Source organism: Nonomuraea sp. NPDC050394, assembly GCF_044459065.1.
Classification (GTDB): domain Bacteria; phylum Actinomycetota; class Actinomycetes; order Streptosporangiales; family Streptosporangiaceae; genus Nonomuraea.
This window is the reverse complement of sequence record NZ_JBITIO010000033.1, coordinates 30,751-48,674: the sequence shown is the minus strand read 5'-3', so window position 1 is coordinate 48,674 and position 17,924 is coordinate 30,751. Positions and strand designations below refer to the sequence as shown.

Genomic DNA, 17,924 nt, shown 5'->3' with positions numbered 1-17,924 from the left:
GTCTACCAGGGGTTTCGCCATGTCATCAGACGAATGTCGACCTTGCGATCATGTTGTGATCAGCAGTCACCGCACGGGGATGAAAACGGCTCAGTGTTTCGACGGTCGTTTGGGGAATGCCAGACTCCCGCTGCAACCACGCCGCCGGTGGGTTCCATGCCGCAGCATGGGCCCGCGCCAGGTACCCAGCAAAGGCTTGCATACCCTGGCCGGAGTCGGCTGGCGGCTGTGCCATCCTCCTCCTCCCTGCCCTGTCTCTCTGCCTCAAGAGATCGTGGTTCGGGCCTGCTGGCCACAGCGTAAACAGCCGCACGCGGATCGAGGGAGGAAACAGACCGCTCGGGTCATGGTCTCGCTGGCGTCTCCCAGGGTGACCCCGGACTACCCGGGGTGGCCAGGCTTACCGGACTCAACCGGTGCCCACCTGCTGATATCGAAAGCATGTCCCGATCCAGATCGCGGTACGGCCGCCTAGCCGCCCTCACTACCGCTGCCGCCGGCGCCCCCGCTGCCGCCTGTGCCGTCCACCCGGCGCTGAGCGCCATCATCGGCGGCCTTTTGATCGCCGTTGGCCTTATGATCATCGCGACCGCTCTGTTCGGCTCTGACCGTCTCAGCGAACGCGCCTTCCGGTTGCTGCGATGGATCGCCGATCAGCCTGAACCCTCCAAGCATCGCCCCCGGTAGGACCACCTTCCAGATACCGGCCATCCGTCTACGGGACATCCCCCAGCCCTCACAGACGACCCGCATTCCCTTACGCCGTCACCAGACGCACCAGCCCGGTCACCACTCAGCCCCCGTGCGCACAGGACTATGGAGATTCGCGAAGTCGACTTCGGAAATCGACACGGAGCTCTTCGGGCGCTGGTGTTGAGAATCGATCATTAAATGAAGCCTCGCCATCATTGCTTGCTCGATCAATTACCGCGTTTTCACGCGTGGCCGCCTCCAAGTTGCTGCGAACCACCCGAGTTGTCGGATGATCGCGACCGAATAGCCGTTCGTACTCGGCGAGGGTGGCCTGGTACAGCGGGATGGCGCGGCGCAGGTCGCCGGCCACGTGGTAGGCGTGGGCGAGGTTGTTGCGGGAGGTCAGGGTGTGGGGGTGGTCGGGGCCGAGCACCCGCTCGCGGTCGGCGAGGGTGGTCTCTAACAGGGGAAGGGCGCGGCCCAGATCCCCCATCCCTTGATAGGCGTGGGCAAGGTTGCCACGGGAGATCAGGGTCTCGGGGTGGTCGGGGCCGAGCACCCGCTCGCGCTTGGCGAGGGTGGCCTGGTAGAGCGGGATGGCGCGGCCCAGATCCCCCGCCGCTCGGTAGGCGCGGGCACCCATGCCTGCATCGGCGAACCGATCGCGTGGATCCAGGCCACCGTCATCCTGACCGCCATCGCCCAGCGCGGACCCTGCACCCCGCGCCCGGCGCGGCGGTCAAACCGTCGGCCAGGATGCTCCTCATGCCCAGCCGCCTGCCGATGATCCCCCGGCCGCGCCACACCACCTGACCGCGAAGGAGCGGACGCCATGCGCAGGACGCCTGCGGCCATCGGGAGCACGGTCTGGTTCGTCATCCTGTCGTGCCCGCTCGGGGCATCGTCCCGTGGGCGTTGACACGCTGGGAGGCGGCCGATCTCGGCGGGTTCGCGCTTCCGGCGGCCGTCGTCGGCGGGCTGCTGGTCGTGGCGGGCATCGGAACGGTGGTGCACGCCTTCGTCCAGGTCGTGGTCAGGGGCTCCGGCGCCCCCGCCCCGGTCGCCCCGCCCGAGCGCCTGGTGGTCGGCGGAATCTACCGGCACGTCCGCAATCCGATCTACGTGGCCATCCTCGCGGTGATCCTCGGGCAGGCGATCATGCTCGGCCGGCCCGTCCTCCTCCTGTACGCCGCGGTCCTGGGCAGCGGCTTCGCGCTTTTCGCCCGCCTGTATGAGGAGCCGCACCTGCGGCGCGTGTTCGGCGAGGAGTACACCCGCTATCGGGCCGCCGTTCGCGGCTGGTGGCCGCGGGTTCGCCCGTACCGGCCCCTGAGATGACGCGTATTCTCGTTCTCGGTGACTCCAGCAGTGCGGGAATCGGAGCGCCGCAGCAGGTGTATCCCGTCCACCTTGCAACCGGCGGCTCCCGGGTCGAGAACCACGCCGTCCCAGGACTCACCAGTGCCGACGCCGCACGATATTTCGTCCGGAAGCCGGCCCGTCGCCGGTGGGACGTCGTCATCGTCTATCTGGGCAACAACGAGGCGTTCCAGCAGGGACGCAAAGGAGCGTACCGGCCGTGGCTGGACGTCGGCAGGCGGCGTATCCTGGCCCGCGAAACTCGCCTGGAACGCCTGGTGCTCTCCGAAACGGACGACGAACTCCCCTCCGCCACGACGTCACGGGAGTTCCGCGCCAACCTTGAGGTGATCATCCGTACGGCCCGGCGGAACGGCGCAAGGGTCGTCCTGGCGAATCCTGTCGCCAATCCCGGCTTCCCGCCCGCTCTGATGGGCGCCTACGCGGATTCCGCCGGATCGTCGGAATGCGCTGGCGGCTGGCCCACGGCATGACCGGACGCAGTCCCGCCGCACGTGCCCTGATCGCGGCCATCGCGGCGCAGGAACGCGACGATCTGGCCACGGCCGCCGAGGCGTACCGATGTCTGGCGGCCCGAACCGGCACCGTCGCCGCCATAGCGCGCAACAACCTCGCCGTCGTCTTGGACCAGCAAGGAAGCCATCGTGAGGCACATGCCGGCTTCCAGCATCTGCTGGCCGGCGGAGGGTCTGGCGGCGCGGTGGCTGCCTACAACCTGAGCCGCATGTATGCCGGGCCGGTCGTGAAGGACATGCCCACCGGTACGCGGCGCTCGCGGCCGAACTCGACGGTCACCTTTACCGGGTCAAGGAGGACTACCGGCGGCAGGTGACGGAGCTGGCAACGTACCCCGGGGTCGACGTCGTCGACCTGGACCGGCTCGGCAGTCTGGACTTCGTCGACTACTGCCACCCCGGGCTGCGCGGTCACCGGGCACTCGCCGCCGCCATCGCCGCCCTGATCGGCCCGAACTCGGCGGAACCCGACCCCGGATATGTCTGCGTCCATCCCAGCCCTGACGCCCTTTCAGCCACAAGCGCCACCTTGTCCGACTATTTCGGGATCGAGGTAGACATCGACCCCGATGAGGTGCGGCGGCAGTGCGCCGAACTGCTCGCGCGAGACCTCGGCGACGGGCAATGGCCGGAGCCACGGTCCGATCTCCAGGGGCGGATCCTCGCCACGTTGCGGCACGCCGCCCGTCATCCGGCCATCACCCGCCTCGACGACCTCCGCGCCGTGCCGCCTCAGTACGGCTGGGAACTCGGCAGCCTCCCCGAGCTCTACCTCTGCCGCGTTCTCGGCCCGCAGATCGCGCGCGCCGCATCGGAGTGTCCCGGCACCCGCTGGGACTTCACGGCCGAGGTGTACCAGCGCAGAATTTCGTTCCCGGAACCGTACGCCACCGTGCCCGCGCCGCTCGCGGACTGCCGCCGCATCCTCCAGAAGGTGCGCGATGGTCTCAGGCAGCAGCCGTCCCTGTTCTCCGATGTCCGATCGGAACGCATCGCGACCGTGCGCTACTGCTACACGCCGGAGGCGTTCCGCTACGGCACACACTCGCGCCCGGCCATGCTCTACCCGCGTGGCGGATCGAGACGCTGGCCGAAGGTCTCTGCGTCTGCGTTCTGGCCGCCCGGGAGCAGCGGGATCCGGATACCGAGCGCGCCGCCCTCGCCCTGCTCGCGGCACTGACGCGGCTGCGTGACGCGCACGAGGAACGTGCGGCGGGCAGCGCGCGGGGAGAAGCCCCGTCTGAGAGCGGATCGGAGTCGGTAAGGTGAGCCATGTTGGAGACCCGCCGCCTTCGTCACTTCGTCGCCGTAGCCGAGGAACTGAGCTTCAGCCGGGCCGCGCGTAAGATTCCGCTCGCCCAGTCGGGGTTGTCGGCTTCGGTGCGTACGCTGGAGAGATCCCTGCACACGCGGCTGTTTCATCGGACCGGGCAGGCCGTCGTCCTGACCGACTCGGGGCGCGTGCTCCTCGCCGAGGCGCGGAAGATCCTGCGGGCCGTCGCCGACGCTGAGGACGCGGTCTCCGAGGTCGAGGGGGGGAATGCGCGGCACCGTCCGCGTCGGCATCCTGCAGTCGCTGGCCTTCGACCCGCTGTGCGACGTCCTCACCGACTTCCACGTGCGGCGCCCGCAGATGGAACTGCGGGTGACGGTCGAACCGCGAGGCTCGGTCGAACTGCACCGGGCGGTGCAGCAGGGCGCGCTCGATGTCGCCTTCGTCGCGCTGCCCGATGGTGTGCCCCCGGATGTCAGAGCGTTGAGCGTGGGGCACAGTACGCTCGCCGTGGTCCTTCCTCATAGGCACCGACTCGCCAGCAGGCCGACCATCGAGATCGACGAACTGGCCGGTGAGGCGTTCGTCGACTATCCGCTGGGTTGGGGCATCAGGCAGAAGGTCGACCGGATCTTCACCGAGCGCGAGCTCGTACGCAGCGTCGCGCCGGAAGACCGCCGAAGAACATGTCTGGATCGTCACAGAGCAACGCGCTGCGCAAGGCGACCAGAATGCTCTCCCTGCTGGGATAGCCTGGCGTCACCGCCAACCCGCAGATTACGTTTGGTCCCGTATCGATGAACCATGTCACCCAGGGCTTTCGCGGCATGCCCTCGATGTGTACGTACACGGGCACCTCGACATGATCGGCCTCCCATACGGAGTTGCGGTGCTCCCGAGACCCCCGGAAATACACCCAAGTGGCACGCTACGGGCGTGTTTCCCCAAGCACGAGGCGACAAGCTTGACGTGCTCAGGGGTCAATTCCCCATTTTGGTCCAAGGTGAGAAGCCTTCGCACTGCAGGTCCGCGAAGGTCGTCAAGGGAGTCTCCGACCAACCGCATCCCATCGCCATTGCTGCGCTCACCACACGACACCTCCCGGCTACGCCGAAGGATATTCATGTTTAGGGAACCAGAAATCACACGGCTGCACGAGCAGGCCATAACTTTCAATCACCGCGAGATTACTCTCACTACGGTCATGCGTCTAGTCGAAACGACAACTTGCTGACTATAACCCATTCAGCCTGCGATTTCGTCACCAAGGTGCTCCTCTGGCGAGACCTGTCGTCGACAGAAAAAGGTCACGCGCATCCGTGACCTGCGGATGGACAAGGGGCAACCAACCTCTGTATCAAGGTGTCACCAATCCTATCCTTCACCTGGCAGTTAGTCATCGCCTGTCTCCTGCCTGGTCAATTCGCTGTCCCAGACGTAAGTTGAATTTTATTCATAATTCCGCCTTCGGGATCTTTTGCTGGCATGAAATTTGTGGACTGAGCTGCGGGGGGATATGCATCGACCAATTAAGGGTGACAGTTTCGTGACAAGCCTTAACCGGACGGGCTGAGGGTCAACGGCCGCGGAGACGGCTCGGGACGCATGGAAGGCCCGCCCAAGCTGCCGACCCTCATCCCGACGCCGAAGCCGGTTCGCTGCGCCACCTCGACGAGTTAGGCGAGTCGGGGCTGAGGACTGGCCATGACCATGGCCAATGTGAAGGCGGAGATCGACAAGTTCGAAGAAGGCGCCTGGGCCTTCGAAAGGCTGTGGTGGAATACCACCCGCTGTACCCCAAGAACACAGAGTATTAGGTGGACGATGAGCGGGCTCTACGAGAAATGGTTCGAAGCCTATGTGAAGGTGGAGAAGGATCCGCGCCTGGTCGCGGGCCTTTCCTGCTCCAGCTGCGGCCGTACCACTCTGCGCCTTCTGTTCGTGGTGCACCCAACGAACAGGTCGGTCGGATGGGCTGAGTTCTGGTGCGGTGCCTGCCGACAGGGCATCTTCTTCTCCCGTGTCAGCGTCCCGGCCGGCGCGGAAACCGTCTCCGCGGAAGAACGACGAGCCACTCAGCAAGAGGACTTCGACGTCATTCCACCGATGTTCTCCTCCGGCTGACTCAGGCACCGGCCGCAGCCGTAACCCGATGACTCCCATGGGGTACGGCCGCGGCGTCTCTTTCGCCACGGTTCCCACGTAGCCGGCACGACCGCCGAACGCACCTCCTCCAACCGTCGACCGCATCACCACGGGCAAGAATCCCCCACGTAGAACGCAGGATCATCGCCCCCGAGAGAACACACACACCGGCGTTGGGCGTCACCCTTCGCTCAGAATCATTCTCATCGCCAACGCTGTTCCTGGGTTCCTCAACTGGATTCCGTGCCGCTCTCTTTTCGGAAGGCGTACGGATAGCCGCCTGGGCTGGGTGTTAGCGGCGGAGCCCGTCCAGGATGAGGGTGATGACATCGTCGGCCTCGGCTCGCCAACCGGGGCGGTCATGGGCCGCGCCGATGCCGTGCAGCGCCATCATCACGGCGCCGGCATCCACGTCGTCGCGAACGGTGCCGTCCCGTACGGCGGCGGCCACCAGGTCGGTGACGGCTTCTTCCAGCGCCCGACTGCCCTCGGAGAGGGCACCCGAGCGGGTGGCCATGAGTGTGGACAGTGTCCGGGCCAGGCCCTCGTGGGCGTCTATGTGGTCGACCATGCCGCGGAGGAAGGTCGCCAAAGCCTCCGCCGCGGGCAGCGTGGCCTGTAGGTGGCGGGCGCGGTCGCACAGCGCGGCGACTTCGCCGTGGTAGACCGCCTCGGCCAGCGCCTCCCGGGTGGGGAAGTGGCGATACAGCGTGCCCGTGCCCACCCCGGCCAGCCGGGCGAAGTCATCGAAGCGCAGGTCGAAGAAGTCGCCGGCGTCGAAGACCTCCCGGGCGGTGGCGAGCAGGGCCTCGCGCTTGCGCTGGGCGTCGGCCCGCAGGGGCTTGTCGGCGGTCATGCGCTACCTCGCGTTGACAAATGGAGATGATCTCCATATTTTGGAAAGTGGAGATTACCTCCACATCGATCGTACCCCACGAGGTGCAGTGTGAAGATCCTGATGTTCGGCCGGGGCGTGATCGCCACCATCTACGGCTGGGTTCTGCAGCAGGCGGGACATGACGTCGAGTTCTACGTCCGACCGGGTCGTACGGCGACCTACGGGGACGCGGTGGACCTCGACCTGTTCGATATGCGGCGCCGGGTATGGGGGCAGCGCGTCGCCGTGAAGTGGCCGGTGCGCTACCGCGAGGCGCTGGAGCCGGACCACGATTTCGACCTGATCGTGCTCAGCGTGCCCCACCATCGCCTCGCGGGAGCGACGGCCTTCCTGGCCCCGCGTGCCGGCCAGGCCACAGTGCTCATCTTCGGCAACCTCTGGAGCGAGCCGCTCGACGCCATCGGCGCGCTCCCCGCCGACCAGATCGCCTGGGGCTTTCCCCAGGCCGGTGGCGGTTTCGGCGCGGACGGCGTACTCCACGGGGCATTGCTGCCGTCGGTCATCTTCGGCACACTCGGCCGGCCCCCGACCAACCGGGAACGGGCCGTGCGCCAGGCGTTTCGCGAGGCCGGGCTCCGGATCAAGGAACGGCCTGACTTCCGCGGCTGGCTGTGGGTCCATTTCGCGTCGGATGCCGGCATGTTCGCGCAGGGCCTGCGGCTGGGATCCCTGTCCCAACTGGCCGGGGCGACGGGCGACCTGCGCGAGGCGCTGCTGGCCGGCCGCGAACTGCTGCCGCTCCTCCGGGCGCGCGGCCTCGACCTGCGACGGCACCGGGGCGGTGTGCTGCCGTTCCGGGCGCCCACCTGGCTGACGGCACCCGTGCTCGCCTGGCTGACCGCTCATGTCGCGCCCGCGCGCGTGAGCCTCACGGCGCACTCCGACCCCGACGCCGAGGAGCCGCGTGAGGTCTGCCGGGACACCCTCGCCGAAGCACGACGGCTGGGCATCTCGGTACCACGACTGGAAGCGGCGGAACCCCACTTCGCCCATACGGGGACGGGTCGGGTCTGAATCCACCGATGCTGTACCGCTCCTTGGTCCGCCGCATCCCAGAGCCAAACCCGCCCACACACGCCCTTTCGCTGTCCAGCCCCTACCGCCTGTCCGTGACGTCGTGGAAGGAAAAGTCATGACTACCGCCGAGAAGCACGAGTTTCCCATGGTCCGTACGTGCCCGTTCGCGCCGCCGCCGGCGTACGAAGAGATCCGCGAACAAGAGCCGGTCTCGCGGGTTCGCCTGCCCGACGGCGGGTGGGCCTGGGTGGTCAGCCGCCACGAAGACGTACGAACCGTGCTGAACGACCGGAGGTTCAGCGCCGACCGGCAGCATCCGGACTTCCCGGCGCTGGTCGAGGGCGAGGCGGCGTCCCGGCGGCCGGACGAGGAGCGCTTCCTGATCGCCATGGACCCGCCCGAGCACGGGCCGGCGCGCAGGGCCGTACTCGGCGAGTTCACGGTACGCCGGCTGGAGGCGCTGCGACCGCGGATCCAGGAGATCGTCGACGGGCAGATCGACGTGCTGCTGGCCGGGCCGCGGCCCGGTGACCTGGTGGACTCGCTGTCGCTGCCGGTTCCGTCACTGGTGATCTGCGAGATGCTGGGTGTGCCCTACGCCGACCATGAGTTCTTCCAGGACAACACGGTGAAGGTGATCAAGCAGTCGACGCCGCCCGAGGAGCGGGGGGCGGCGATGGGGGCCATCCAGGGCTATATGGCCGACCTCATCGCGGAGAAGGAAAAGAATGCGCCGGACGACCTGCTCGGGCGGCAGATCGTCAAGCTGCGCGCGGACGGCACCTACCGGCGGGCGGCGCTGGCCGGCATGGGCTTGCTGCTGCTCGTGGCCGGCCACGAGACGACGGCGAACATGATCTCGCTGTCGACCATGGCGTTCCTGCGCAACCCGGAGCAGCTCGCGATGATCAAGGCCGACCCCGGGAAAACGCTCAACGCGGTCGAGGAGATGCTGCGGTACTTCACGATCATCGACGTCGCCACGGCCCGGCTGTGCGTCGAGGACATCGAGGTCGGCGGGCAGCTGATCCGCGCCGGCGAAGGAGTGCTGGCGCTCGGCCATTCGGCCAACCGGGACCCGCGGGCGTTCGAGAACCCGGACGAGCTCGACATCGAACGCGGCGCGCGCCACCACGTCGCGTTCGGTTTCGGGCCGCACCAGTGCCTGGGCCAGAACTTGGCTCGGATGGAGCTGCAGATCGTGTTCGACACGCTGTTTCGCCGCGTCCCCGGCCTGGAGCTCGCGGTGGATGTCGACGAGCTGCCGTTCAAGGACGACGCGAACATCTACGGCCTCTACCAGCTCCCGGTGACCTGGTAGCGAACGCACTGCCATTCCCACCTCAGGAGGAGACGGCCATGAAGATCATCGTGGACACCGGCAAGTGCGTCGGTGCCGGGCAGTGTGTGCTCACTGAGCCCGCGCTATTCGACCAGGGCGAGGACGACGGCACAATCATCGTGCTGAACGAGACGCCGGAGGGCGAGCTGGCCGAGAAGGCACGCGAAGCGGCGCACGTGTGCCCCAGCCAGGCCCTCTCCCTGGAGGGGTGAGGGATGCCTGAAACGATCATGCTGGTCGGTGTGTACGGCCGCCTCTACCTGGACCGCATGCGCCCCAGCATGACACCGGTTCCGGTGACCGAATACCGCGGGACCGGCAGCCCGTGAAACCACAAGGACACCCCCGCCCGCTCTCTCCCGGCCTGGCGAATAACGAACCGTGTTGACCAGCACGGCGCCGGCCCCCGTCTGGACGCGTTCGGCGCGGACGGCGGCTCGTCGGCGTGTGCTCACGCTGCGTCTATTCGGTGCCCGTGGTGTACTGCATCGCCACGATCTTGTCTCCGTACATGGTGAACGGGCCACGAAGATCTCGGCCGGCTCCAGGGGTTCCAGGTAGGCGGCCACGTCGTGCTCGCCCAGGTCGTCGGTGCGGCCGGCGTACCAGCTCGAGGACCGACGCCGCGACATCGTCCGCAAGACCAAGCACGGCCTGGAGACCGCCCGCCAACAAGGCAAAGGCGCCGCGATCCTCGCCCGCCGCCGGGGTGAAGGTCTCGGACCCCAGCGCAGCCGGTCAGGGGACTCGTATTCTCATCGGCTACGGCCATCTCCCCTGCTGCTTACTCGTTCACGCCGAGGGCGCCGGTCAGGTCCGCATCGGTCAGGAACGTCCCGGTCAGGTCCGCGCCGGTCAGGTCTGCGCCGCGCAGGTCCGCGCCGCTCATGTTCAAGCCAATCAGAGGTAGGCCACGCAGGTCAGTACGGGGGAAACGCACCTCGGAAAGATCTGGAACAGCACGGATATTCCCGATGAGCTCATTGCTAGCCATCGCGGACGCGGTGCTCAGAGCGGCGCGCACGTCGGCTCCAAGCCGGATGTACGGGAGGTCGGCGAGGGCCTTGGGGTCGGTAGTGGTGCACTGCTTGGGCAGGGACTTCGTCTTCTGCCCGGAGGGCAGAGCGCAGGCGTCGTGGCTGCGGACGAAAGTGGTCAGCACGTCGATGACGACTTCTTGGTCGCGAGGAGAGTCGACGGACAGGAACCTCAAGGCGTGGATGCCGCCCAGCCGTACCTCGATCTTGTCCGAGCCCAGTTGTTCGAAGGCCTTGGTGTAGCGGTCGGTGATCTGGCCCTGCTGGGTGGTCTCCACTGTGCGGGCGGTGTACCACAGACCCAGAGCGGTGAAGGCCACGCCGCCGATCACCACCAGGCCGGTCGCGGCTTGGATTAGTGTGTGCCGGGCGGCGTTGACCGCCTCTACCCGCTCGGCGGCCGTCATCTGCGCGCGTTCGGCCGCGCTCAGCGGGGCGCTCTCCCCGGCCAGGCGCCATGCCGCGGGGCCGATCAAGAACGCCAGTACCCAGCTGGCCGCCCCCGCGAGCGCGACGCCGGCCAGCACCCAACGCACCCAGCCCGGCTCCGGCACCGCCACAGCCATCCCCACGCAACCCGCGATCACCACCACCGACAAGATCAGGCCAGCTAATCGCCGCTGGGACCGGCGCCGTGGGGGCGTGACCGGGGCCGGCTCGAGTACGGCGGCAGGTTCAGGGGCCAGCGGCTGCGGCGGTGCGGAAGGCGGCGGGGCCAGGTCGCGGACGGCCCGGCGGGCCCGGCGGGCCCGGGCTGCGGCGGCAGCGACGATAACCGCACGCGGCGACACTCGGAAAGATCGGATAGCCATGCGCCCATTCCACCGCACCGGCGGTTGATTGATACCTGACAGTATGTGTGCGACAACTCCCGTTACCCGGCCCCGAGCCCGACAAGACGGTCGTCCTGGCCCGTGAGGTGCGCGCCACCGGGGTCGCGGTCACCCTCGTAATGCACGAGCGCGAGCGGCTCGGGCACGGCCGAGCAGCTTAAGGCCGCCGACATGGGCCTGCAGTTCCTCACCGGAGAACTCCAGGGCCGCCACGACCCGTCCTGGGTTGGTGTTCACCGTGCTGGCCGCGCTGTCGGGGATCAAGCGCGAAGACATCCGCGACCGCACCCTGGAAGGGCACGAGCCGGCTCGCGCCCGGGGTAAGGCCAGCGTCGTCGACAAGGTGATGCTGTCCTTAGCCGTGCACCTGCGCGACAGGATCGCGTGCAGGGGGGCGGGCACGATCTGGCGGCGGGGGTGTCGGCGGCGGGCGGGGGCGCGGCCGGCGAGCTGGCGCAGGTAGTCGCGCTGGTCATCGTTCAGCAGCAGGGCGCGGGCCAGGGCGTTGAGGACGCTGGGTGAGGGGGCGGGCAGGCGGCCCTGTTCGAGGCGGGTGTAGTAGTCGCTGCTGATGCCCGCCCGGCCCGCGACCTCCTCGCGGCGTAGTCCGGGGACCCGGCGTGGGTGATCGGCGGTGTGCAGTCCCACGTCCTGTGGCGCGAGCTCGGCGCGGCGGGCGCGCAGGAACGCGGCGAACTCGCGCCGCTGCTGGTTCATCGGTTCCACATCTCTCACTCTGGCAGATACGGCACCTGTCCTGACCTGGGAGGACATTTCATTCCTAGGAAGGATGCTCCCTTCCTCCCCGGCCGCGTACGAGGCCACCATGGAAAGCCAGGAGCTGGAGCCCGTTGCGATTCGGCACCAGGAGTCGCGCGCAGGTGCCGGTGCCGCGACGGCGGCTCGTGTTCCGGTTCGGGGTGAGCCACGAGGGGCACCACCTCAAGGGGGAACACATACGGTCACGACCGTCACACACCGTTGTTACGGCGGCCGGTATCACGAATCTGCGGTCTCGCCTTACGCCACAGCTGATCATCAAAGGGTGGGGGATGTGCCCATGCCGGACGACATCACACTGCGGGTCAACGACGTCGAGCGAAGGTTGAGCGTCGATCCGCGCGCCACGCTGCTGGACGTGCTGCGCGAGCAGCTCGACCTGGGCGGCACCAAGAAGGGCTGCGATCAGGGCCAGTGCGGGGCGTGCACGGTGCACGCCGACGGGCTCCGCGTGCTGGCCTGCCTGACGCTGGCCTGCCAGGCCGAAGGCCGGGACATCACCACGATCGAGGGCCTGGCCGGCCCGGACGGGAGCCTGCATCCGGTGCAGGCGGCGTTCGTCGAGCACGACGCCTTCCAGTGCGGCTACTGCACACCCGGTCAGATCATGTCCGCGGTGGCGTGCATCCGGGAGGGCAACGCCGGCTCGGACGCGGAGGTGCGCGAGTTCATGAGCGGCAACCTGTGCCGGTGCGGCGCCTACCCGCACATCGTCGCCGCCGTACGCCAGGTCGCCGGGCAGGAAAGGAAGGCCGATCATGCGCGCGCTTGACTACACCCGGGCCACTGGATTCGAGGCGGCGATCGAGATCCTGCGCGAGGATCCAGCCGCCGAACCGCTGGGCGGCGGCACCACGCTGGTCGACCTGATGAAGTGCGGGGTGGTCCAGCCGTCGCGGCTGGTCGACCTCACGCACCTGTCCGGCCACCGCGACATCGTCGCGGACGGGTCGGCGTTGCGGATCGGCGCGCTGGCCACGATGAGCGAGGTGGCCGTGCATCCGGACGTACGGCGGCGCTGGCCGGCCGTATCCGAGGCGCTGCTGAAAGGCGCCTCGCAGCAACTGCGCAACATGGCGAGGATCGGCGGGAACCTGATGCAGCGCACCCGCTGCGGCTACTTCCGCGACCCGAGCTTCGCCGCGTGCAACAAACGCGACCCCGGCTCGGGCTGCGCCGCCATGGACGGCGAGAACCGCGGCCACGCGATCCTGGGCACCAGCGACGACTGCATCGCGATGTTCCCCGGCGACCTGCCCGTCGCGCTGATCGCCTTCGACGCGCTCGTGCACGTACTGGGGCCGGACGGCACCCGGAGCATCCCGATCGACGACTTCTACCTGCTGCCCGGCGACACCCCGTGGCGCGAGCACCCGCTGGAACGCGGTGAGCTCATCGTCGGCGTGGAGGTGCCCGCCTCACCCGCCGCGGCGTCCTCGCACTACCTGAAGGTACGCGACCGGGTCAGCTACGAGTTCGCCGCCGCCTCGGCCGCCGTCGGACTGGAGATCAACGCGGACGGCACCATCACCGATGCCCGCGTGGCACTCGGCGGGGTGGCGACCAAACCCTGGCGCGAGCCCACCGTGGAAGCCGAACTCGTCGGCCGACCGGCCACACCGGAGGTGTTCCGGCAGGCCGGGGAACTGGCCGCCGGCGGCGCCCGGCCGCGCGCGCACAACGGCTACAAGGCCCCGTTGGCCCGCCGTACCGTCACCCGAGCGCTGATCGAGCTGACGGAAGAAGCAGGAGAGGAACCACGACGATGAGCATCGACAACCGCCTGATCGACGTGGCGGCCGATTCGCCGATCGGCAAGGCGACTCCCCGGCGCGACGGCCACGACAAGGTGACCGGCGCCGCGCGGTACACCGCCGAGTTCCACCCCGAGGGCACCCTGCACGGGGTGGTGGTGACCAGCACGATCCCGGCCGGGACCCTGACCGCCATCGACACCGGCCAGGCAGAGGCGATGCCGGGGGTGCGCGCGGTGTTCACCCACCTCAACGCCCCCGCCCTGGCTCCCGTGCAGCTGTTCGTGTTCGGTCCGGCTTACCAGAGCTTCCTGCCGCTGCAAGATGACCGGATTCGCTTCATCGGCCAGATCATCGCCCTGGTCGTCGCCGACACCTTCGAACAGGCCACCGACGCGGCGAGCCGGGTACACGCCACCTGCCAGGCCGCGCCGTTCGTCCCCGGCCTGCACCATCCCGACGCCGTCTCCTACGGCGCCGAGGACTGCGGCGCGATGAAGGAGGCGGTCCCGGATCTGGCGCGCGGCGACGCCGAGGCCGCCCTGGCCCAGGCGCCGGTAGCCCTGGATGTCACCTACACCAGCCCCCGCCAGTACGCGGCCGCGATGGAGCCGCACGCCACCGTGGCCCGCTGGGAGGCCAATGGCACGCTGACGGTCTGGGACACCACCCAATGGATCGCCGGCAGCCAGGCCGGCTTCGCCGCCTGGTTCAAGATTCCGCCGGAGCGCGTGCGGGTGATCACCCTCTACCTCGGCGGCGGCTTCGGCTCCAAGGGTGCCGCGCACCCGCACTCGGCGCTGGCCGCCCTGGCCGCCCGCGAACTCGGCCGGCCGGTCAAGATCGTCCTGACCCGGCCGCAGCAGTTCACCTGCACCTCGCCCCGTCCGGCCATCCGGCAACGCCTGCGGCTGGGCGCTGAGGCCGACGGCACACTCACCGCCCTGACCCACGAGACCCTCAGCGAGGTCTCCTACGATGACCTGTGGGTCGAGCCCTGCGGCGCCCTGTCCGCGCTCAGCTACGCCGTGCCGAACCAGCGCTCCACCTACCGGCTGGTCCGCGTCAACGCGGTCACCCCGGGCGCCCTGCGCGGCCCCGGAGAGGCGATGGGCAGCTTCGCGCTGGAATCGGCCATGGACGAACTCGCCGTAGAGCTCGGGATCGACCCGATCGAACTGCGGCTGCGCAACTACGCCGAACACGACCAGGTCTCCGGCAAGCCGTGGTCGTCCAAAAACCTGCGTCAAGCTTATGAGCAGGGCGCAGCCGCGTTCGGCTGGGACCGGCGCCCGCCGGCCCCGCGCAGCACACGCGAGGGCCACGAACTGATCGGCTGGGGCATGGCCGGCGTCGCCTTCCCCCGCAACGCCTTCCCCACCGCGGCCGGAGCGCGCGTGCGCGCCGACGGCGGCGTGGAGGTCTTCAGCGCCGGTACCGACATCGGCACCGGCACCTACACCCTGCTCGCTCAGGTGGCCGCCGACGTCTTCGCCATCACCCCGCAAGAGGTGACAGTGCGCCTCGGCGACAGCAGCTTCCCCGAATCGGTGGCGTCCGGCGGATCCATGCTCGCCGGCTCCCTGACCCCGGTCGCCCACCAAGCCGCGACCGCCGTACGGCAGGAACTCCTCCACCTGGCCGCCACCCTGCCCGACAGCCCGCTGCGCGGCCGCCCGGCCGAGGAACTGGCGGTCGGCCACAGCCGCGTGTACCTGGCCGCGCGACCCGAGACCGGCCTCAACTTCGCCGACATCCTGCGCCGCGCGGGCCGCGAGCAGATCGAGGCGGTACGCGACAGCTTCGGCGACATGACCGACAAGGACCGGCGCGACAGGTTCGGCACCTTCACCCTGCTGCGCCTGCCCGCCGCCGGCACGCACTCGGTCTACTCCTGGGGCGCGGTCTTCGCCGAGGTCGCCGTCGACGAGGACCTCGGCACCGTACGGCTACGCCGCCTGCTCGGCGCCTTCGACTGCGGCCGCATCCTCAACCCGGCCACCGCCCGCAGCCAACTGCTCGGCGCCATGGTCATGGCCAGCGGCGCCGCCCTGCTCGAAGCCGCCGTCGTCGACCCCGGCCCAGGCCGGCTGGCCAACCCCAACCTGGCCGAATACATGCTGCCCGTCAACGCCGACATCCCCGACATCGACGTGCTGTTCGTGGGCGAACCCGACCCGCACTCCAACCCGCTCGGCACCAAGGGCGTCGGCGAGACCGGCATCACCGGCACGGTCGCCGCGATCGCCAACGCCGTTCACCACGCCACCGGCAAACGCGTCCGCGACCTGCCCATCCTGATGGAGAAGATGCTCTAACCCCGTCCCTCCCGGCCGGGCCTTGGGCAGGTGAGCCCGGCCGAAGAAGACACCATCCACGCCCCGCCCAGAGGGTGGCGCGCACGGGGTGGCGCGCACGCAGTGGCCCCGGACCGAAGCCCTCCAGCACAGGCCCCACTAGGACGCCACGACCGGGGGCCCGCCCTGGGGCATCCCGCCCGCTCCTGGAGGCGACACCATCACCCACCGAACCCGTCCCCCCGGGCCGAAGGAGGAAGCACCCATGTTGCGCGAGGTCTGGCCGTTCGTCGAGGACCACCACCGCGCCGGCCGGCCGCTGGTGCTGGCCCGCCTGGTCAGCCGGGACGGGCCGGGATCTCGGCCGCTCGGCGCTACCCTCGCCCTGGCCGCCGACGGCACCTGGCGCGGCTCCCTGTCCGGCGGCTGCGTCGAAGGCATCGCCCTGGACGCCGCCCAGACCGTCCTCGACGGCGCCACACCCCACCTGGCCACCATCTGCCCGACCGAGCACCTGCTGCCCTGGGAAGCCGCCCCCGCCTGCACCGGCAACCTGGGCGTTCTCATCACCCCCGCCCCCGGCCAGCCGGTGCACGACGCGATCACCGACGCGCTGGCCCACGACCATCCCCTGTGGGTCCGCGTCGGCCTCCAGCCGCCCTATCCCTGGTCCGCCGCCACCACCCCCGACGAACTACCCGACAGCGACGGGCCCGCCTTCATCGAGCACCTGCCCCGCAGGCGGCGGCTCATCCTGATCGGCGCCACCGACCTGGCCGCCACCCTCGCCCACCTGGCCGAACCCCTGCACCGCGCGGTCACCGTCATCGACCCCCGCCCCGCCCACCTGCACTCCGGCGCCTTCCCCCACACCACCACCCTCATCGAGGAGTGGCCCGACACCTGGCTCACCCAGCACCCCCTGCACGCAGGCGACGCGCTCATCGCGCTCAGCCACGACCCCCGCATCGACGACCGCGCCCTGCGCGCCGCCCTGCCCGGCCCCGCCACCCACATCGCCGCCCTCGGCAGTCGCGCCACCCACGCCCAGCGCCTGCACCGCCTGACCGGAACCCCCGGCCTGGACCGCCTCATCGGCCCCGCCGGCCTCGACCTCGGCGCCACCACCACCGCCGAGACCGCCCTGTCCATCCTCGCCGAACTCACCGCCACCGAAAACGGACGCAGCGGCCGGCGGCTCCGCGACGGCCACCACCCCATCCACCCCCAGCCCCCGCTCGCAAGCCTCCGCCGCTGACCAGGTCGTCCGGCGAGGAGCCGGGCGAGTGCCCGTGCCGGCGGTCGGCCCCGGTCAGTCGGCAGGCAGCAGCGTGACGACGACAGCGACGTCGGCGTAGGGCGGGCGCGGGTCGCCCGGGGTGTCGGGCGTGGTCGACAGGTAGTACTGCCGGGAACTTGCGACGGTGGCCGCGCCGTACTTGCGTTCGACGGCGGCGTGCACCTCGTCGAAGTCGGCCCCCGAGGTCACCACGACAGCCGTGCCATGCAACGTCTGCGCGCCGGCCGCGACCCGGCCGCCGGCATCGCAGGGCCGGATCACGATCCGCGGGTCGTGGCGCAACCGCTTGATCTTGCCGTAGCTGGACTGGCTGTAGAAACCGACCCGGCCACCCGACAACGCCACGATCCACGTCATGCCGGTCACCGGCTCACCCGACCGGCGAAACGTCGTCGTCATCGCGTACTCACTATCCGTAACCTTCATGATCGCGAGCCTACCCGCCCCCACCTCGGTCCTTCGCGCCAAGGCCAGGCATCGTCGCCACGCGCACCGCGTGTGGATCATGGCTCTCTCCCGATCGGTGACCCGTGACGGGGAGGGCACTAGGGATCTTGCTTCACGCGAGCGCGATGGCTTGATCATCTGGATGGGCCGTTAGCGTTCGCCGTGGTGCGGATGCAATACCCGAACCCGCGCCGGTGGTCACCACGTCGCGGG

18 protein-coding genes and 1 pseudogene are annotated in these 17,924 nt (G+C 69.2%); 14 read left to right on the top strand and 5 right to left on the bottom strand.

All coding sequences use genetic code 11. From position 1 onward, the window contains the following. Window positions 1-814: 814 nt before the first annotated feature. Window positions 815-1,336: a tetratricopeptide repeat protein gene (locus tag ACIBKY_RS54560; RefSeq protein WP_397110496.1), complete on the bottom strand. Its 522-nt coding sequence runs from the start codon at window positions 1,334-1,336 to the stop codon at window positions 815-817. A gap of 242 nt (window positions 1,337-1,578) precedes the next feature. Between ACIBKY_RS54560 and ACIBKY_RS54555 the strand changes: the two genes are divergently transcribed. The 7 genes and pseudogenes from ACIBKY_RS54555 (at window position 1,579) to ACIBKY_RS54525 (ending at window position 5,985) form a co-directional block, all read left to right on the top strand. Then, window positions 1,579-2,031 (top strand): methyltransferase family protein, encoded by a 453-nt coding sequence (locus ACIBKY_RS54555; RefSeq protein ID WP_397110495.1) that lies wholly within the window; start codon window positions 1,579-1,581, stop codon window positions 2,029-2,031. After that, window positions 2,028-2,546 carry an SGNH/GDSL hydrolase family protein gene (locus ACIBKY_RS54550; protein WP_397110493.1) on the top strand — a complete coding sequence of 173 codons (519 nt, stop codon included), beginning with the start codon at window positions 2,028-2,030 and terminating at the stop codon, window positions 2,544-2,546. Before ACIBKY_RS54555 ends, ACIBKY_RS54550 begins: the two co-directional genes overlap by 4 nt. Then, entirely contained in the window at window positions 2,543-2,905 is a 363-nt protein-coding gene (locus ACIBKY_RS54545; RefSeq protein WP_397110491.1) for a hypothetical protein, read from the top strand. The genes ACIBKY_RS54550 and ACIBKY_RS54545 overlap by 4 nt, the downstream gene beginning before the upstream one ends. After that, window positions 2,902-3,768 carry a hypothetical protein gene (locus ACIBKY_RS54540; protein ID WP_397110489.1) on the top strand — a complete coding sequence of 289 codons (867 nt, stop codon included), beginning with the start codon at window positions 2,902-2,904 and terminating at the stop codon, window positions 3,766-3,768. Before ACIBKY_RS54545 ends, ACIBKY_RS54540 begins: the two co-directional genes overlap by 4 nt. A 92-nt stretch (window positions 3,769-3,860) precedes the next feature. Then, window positions 3,861-4,037 (top strand): annotated as a pseudogene (locus tag ACIBKY_RS54535) (LysR family transcriptional regulator); the annotation flags it as partial. A 91-nt stretch (window positions 4,038-4,128) separates the two neighbouring features. Beyond that, window positions 4,129-4,662, top strand: coding sequence for a LysR substrate-binding domain-containing protein (locus ACIBKY_RS54530; RefSeq protein WP_397110487.1), 534 nt, complete (start codon window positions 4,129-4,131; stop codon window positions 4,660-4,662). Window positions 4,663-5,565: 903 nt separating this feature from the next. After that, window positions 5,566-5,985 (top strand): hypothetical protein, encoded by a 420-nt coding sequence (locus ACIBKY_RS54525; RefSeq protein ID WP_397110485.1) that lies wholly within the window; start codon window positions 5,566-5,568, stop codon window positions 5,983-5,985. 313 nt (window positions 5,986-6,298) lie between these two features. Here the strand turns inward: ACIBKY_RS54525 and ACIBKY_RS54520 are convergent, their stop codons facing one another. After that, the gene (locus ACIBKY_RS54520) at window positions 6,299-6,862 is read right to left on the bottom strand and encodes a TetR/AcrR family transcriptional regulator (RefSeq protein ID WP_397110483.1); all 564 of its coding nucleotides are present in this window, start codon (window positions 6,860-6,862) and stop codon (window positions 6,299-6,301) included. A gap of 90 nt (window positions 6,863-6,952) precedes the next feature. Between ACIBKY_RS54520 and ACIBKY_RS54515 the strand changes: the two genes are divergently transcribed. From ACIBKY_RS54515 to ACIBKY_RS54505, 3 genes are all read left to right on the top strand, one after another. Beyond that, window positions 6,953-7,918 carry a ketopantoate reductase family protein gene (locus ACIBKY_RS54515; protein WP_397110481.1) on the top strand — a complete coding sequence of 322 codons (966 nt, stop codon included), beginning with the start codon at window positions 6,953-6,955 and terminating at the stop codon, window positions 7,916-7,918. A 118-nt stretch (window positions 7,919-8,036) separates the two neighbouring features. Next, a complete protein-coding gene (locus ACIBKY_RS54510) occupies window positions 8,037-9,242 on the top strand; it encodes a cytochrome P450 (RefSeq protein ID WP_397110479.1) in 1,206 nt (401 codons plus the stop codon). A 38-nt stretch (window positions 9,243-9,280) separates the two neighbouring features. Then, a complete protein-coding gene (locus ACIBKY_RS54505; protein WP_397110477.1) occupies window positions 9,281-9,475 on the top strand; it encodes a ferredoxin in 195 nt (64 codons plus the stop codon). Between the two features lie 572 nt (window positions 9,476-10,047). On the opposite strand, the gene ACIBKY_RS54500 is transcribed toward ACIBKY_RS54505, so the two are convergent. Both ACIBKY_RS54500 and ACIBKY_RS54495 read right to left on the bottom strand, forming a co-directional pair. Next, window positions 10,048-10,893, bottom strand: coding sequence for a pentapeptide repeat-containing protein (locus ACIBKY_RS54500; RefSeq protein ID WP_397110475.1), 846 nt, complete (start codon window positions 10,891-10,893; stop codon window positions 10,048-10,050). 348 nt (window positions 10,894-11,241) lie between these two features. Then, window positions 11,242-11,850, bottom strand: coding sequence for a helix-turn-helix domain-containing protein (locus tag ACIBKY_RS54495; protein ID WP_397110498.1), 609 nt, complete (start codon window positions 11,848-11,850; stop codon window positions 11,242-11,244). Between the two features lie 343 nt (window positions 11,851-12,193). Between ACIBKY_RS54495 and ACIBKY_RS54490 the strand changes: the two genes are divergently transcribed. The 4 genes from ACIBKY_RS54490 (at window position 12,194) to ACIBKY_RS54475 (ending at window position 17,222) form a co-directional block, all read left to right on the top strand. Further along, window positions 12,194-12,685, top strand: a complete 492-nt coding sequence (locus ACIBKY_RS54490) for a (2Fe-2S)-binding protein (protein ID WP_397110473.1) — start codon at window positions 12,194-12,196, stop codon at window positions 12,683-12,685. Further along, window positions 12,672-13,682, top strand: coding sequence for an FAD binding domain-containing protein (locus ACIBKY_RS54485; RefSeq protein WP_397110471.1), 1,011 nt, complete (start codon window positions 12,672-12,674; stop codon window positions 13,680-13,682). Before ACIBKY_RS54490 ends, ACIBKY_RS54485 begins: the two co-directional genes overlap by 14 nt. Then, window positions 13,679-15,985 (top strand): xanthine dehydrogenase family protein molybdopterin-binding subunit, encoded by a 2,307-nt coding sequence (locus ACIBKY_RS54480; RefSeq protein WP_397110469.1) that lies wholly within the window; start codon window positions 13,679-13,681, stop codon window positions 15,983-15,985. Before ACIBKY_RS54485 ends, ACIBKY_RS54480 begins: the two co-directional genes overlap by 4 nt. Before the next feature lie 244 nt (window positions 15,986-16,229). Continuing rightward, window positions 16,230-17,222, top strand: a complete 993-nt coding sequence (locus tag ACIBKY_RS54475) for an XdhC family protein (RefSeq protein ID WP_397110467.1) — start codon at window positions 16,230-16,232, stop codon at window positions 17,220-17,222. A 54-nt stretch (window positions 17,223-17,276) separates the two neighbouring features. Here the strand turns inward: ACIBKY_RS54475 and ACIBKY_RS54470 are convergent, their stop codons facing one another. Continuing rightward, complete coding sequence (locus tag ACIBKY_RS54470; RefSeq protein ID WP_397110465.1) at window positions 17,277-17,690, bottom strand: pyridoxamine 5'-phosphate oxidase family protein; 414 nt, start codon at window positions 17,688-17,690, stop codon at window positions 17,277-17,279. Between the last annotated feature and the right edge of the window lie 234 nt (window positions 17,691-17,924).

Bases quoted from the DNA above. Each gene is read 5' to 3' on its own strand.
- ACIBKY_RS54560 (WP_397110496.1), bottom strand. From the start codon at position 1,336: ATGGGTGCCCGCGCCTACCGAGCGGCGGGGGATCTGGGCCGCGCCATC.
- ACIBKY_RS54550 (WP_397110493.1), top strand. From the start codon at position 2,028: ATGACGCGTATTCTCGTTCTCGGTGACTCCAGCAGTGCGGGAATCGGA.
- ACIBKY_RS54545 (WP_397110491.1), top strand. From the start codon at position 2,543: ATGACCGGACGCAGTCCCGCCGCACGTGCCCTGATCGCGGCCATCGCG.
- ACIBKY_RS54530 (WP_397110487.1), top strand. From the start codon at position 4,129: ATGCGCGGCACCGTCCGCGTCGGCATCCTGCAGTCGCTGGCCTTCGAC.
- ACIBKY_RS54525 (WP_397110485.1), top strand. From the start codon at position 5,566: ATGACCATGGCCAATGTGAAGGCGGAGATCGACAAGTTCGAAGAAGGC.
- ACIBKY_RS54520 (WP_397110483.1), bottom strand. From the start codon at position 6,862: ATGACCGCCGACAAGCCCCTGCGGGCCGACGCCCAGCGCAAGCGCGAG.
- ACIBKY_RS54510 (WP_397110479.1), top strand. From the start codon at position 8,037: ATGACTACCGCCGAGAAGCACGAGTTTCCCATGGTCCGTACGTGCCCG.
- ACIBKY_RS54505 (WP_397110477.1), top strand. From the start codon at position 9,281: ATGAAGATCATCGTGGACACCGGCAAGTGCGTCGGTGCCGGGCAGTGT.
- ACIBKY_RS54495 (WP_397110498.1), bottom strand. From the start codon at position 11,850: ATGAACCAGCAGCGGCGCGAGTTCGCCGCGTTCCTGCGCGCCCGCCGC.
- ACIBKY_RS54490 (WP_397110473.1), top strand. From the start codon at position 12,194: ATGCCGGACGACATCACACTGCGGGTCAACGACGTCGAGCGAAGGTTG.
- ACIBKY_RS54485 (WP_397110471.1), top strand. From the start codon at position 12,672: ATGCGCGCGCTTGACTACACCCGGGCCACTGGATTCGAGGCGGCGATC.
- ACIBKY_RS54480 (WP_397110469.1), top strand. From the start codon at position 13,679: ATGAGCATCGACAACCGCCTGATCGACGTGGCGGCCGATTCGCCGATC.
- ACIBKY_RS54475 (WP_397110467.1), top strand. From the start codon at position 16,230: ATGTTGCGCGAGGTCTGGCCGTTCGTCGAGGACCACCACCGCGCCGGC.
- ACIBKY_RS54470 (WP_397110465.1), bottom strand. From the start codon at position 17,690: ATGAAGGTTACGGATAGTGAGTACGCGATGACGACGACGTTTCGCCGG.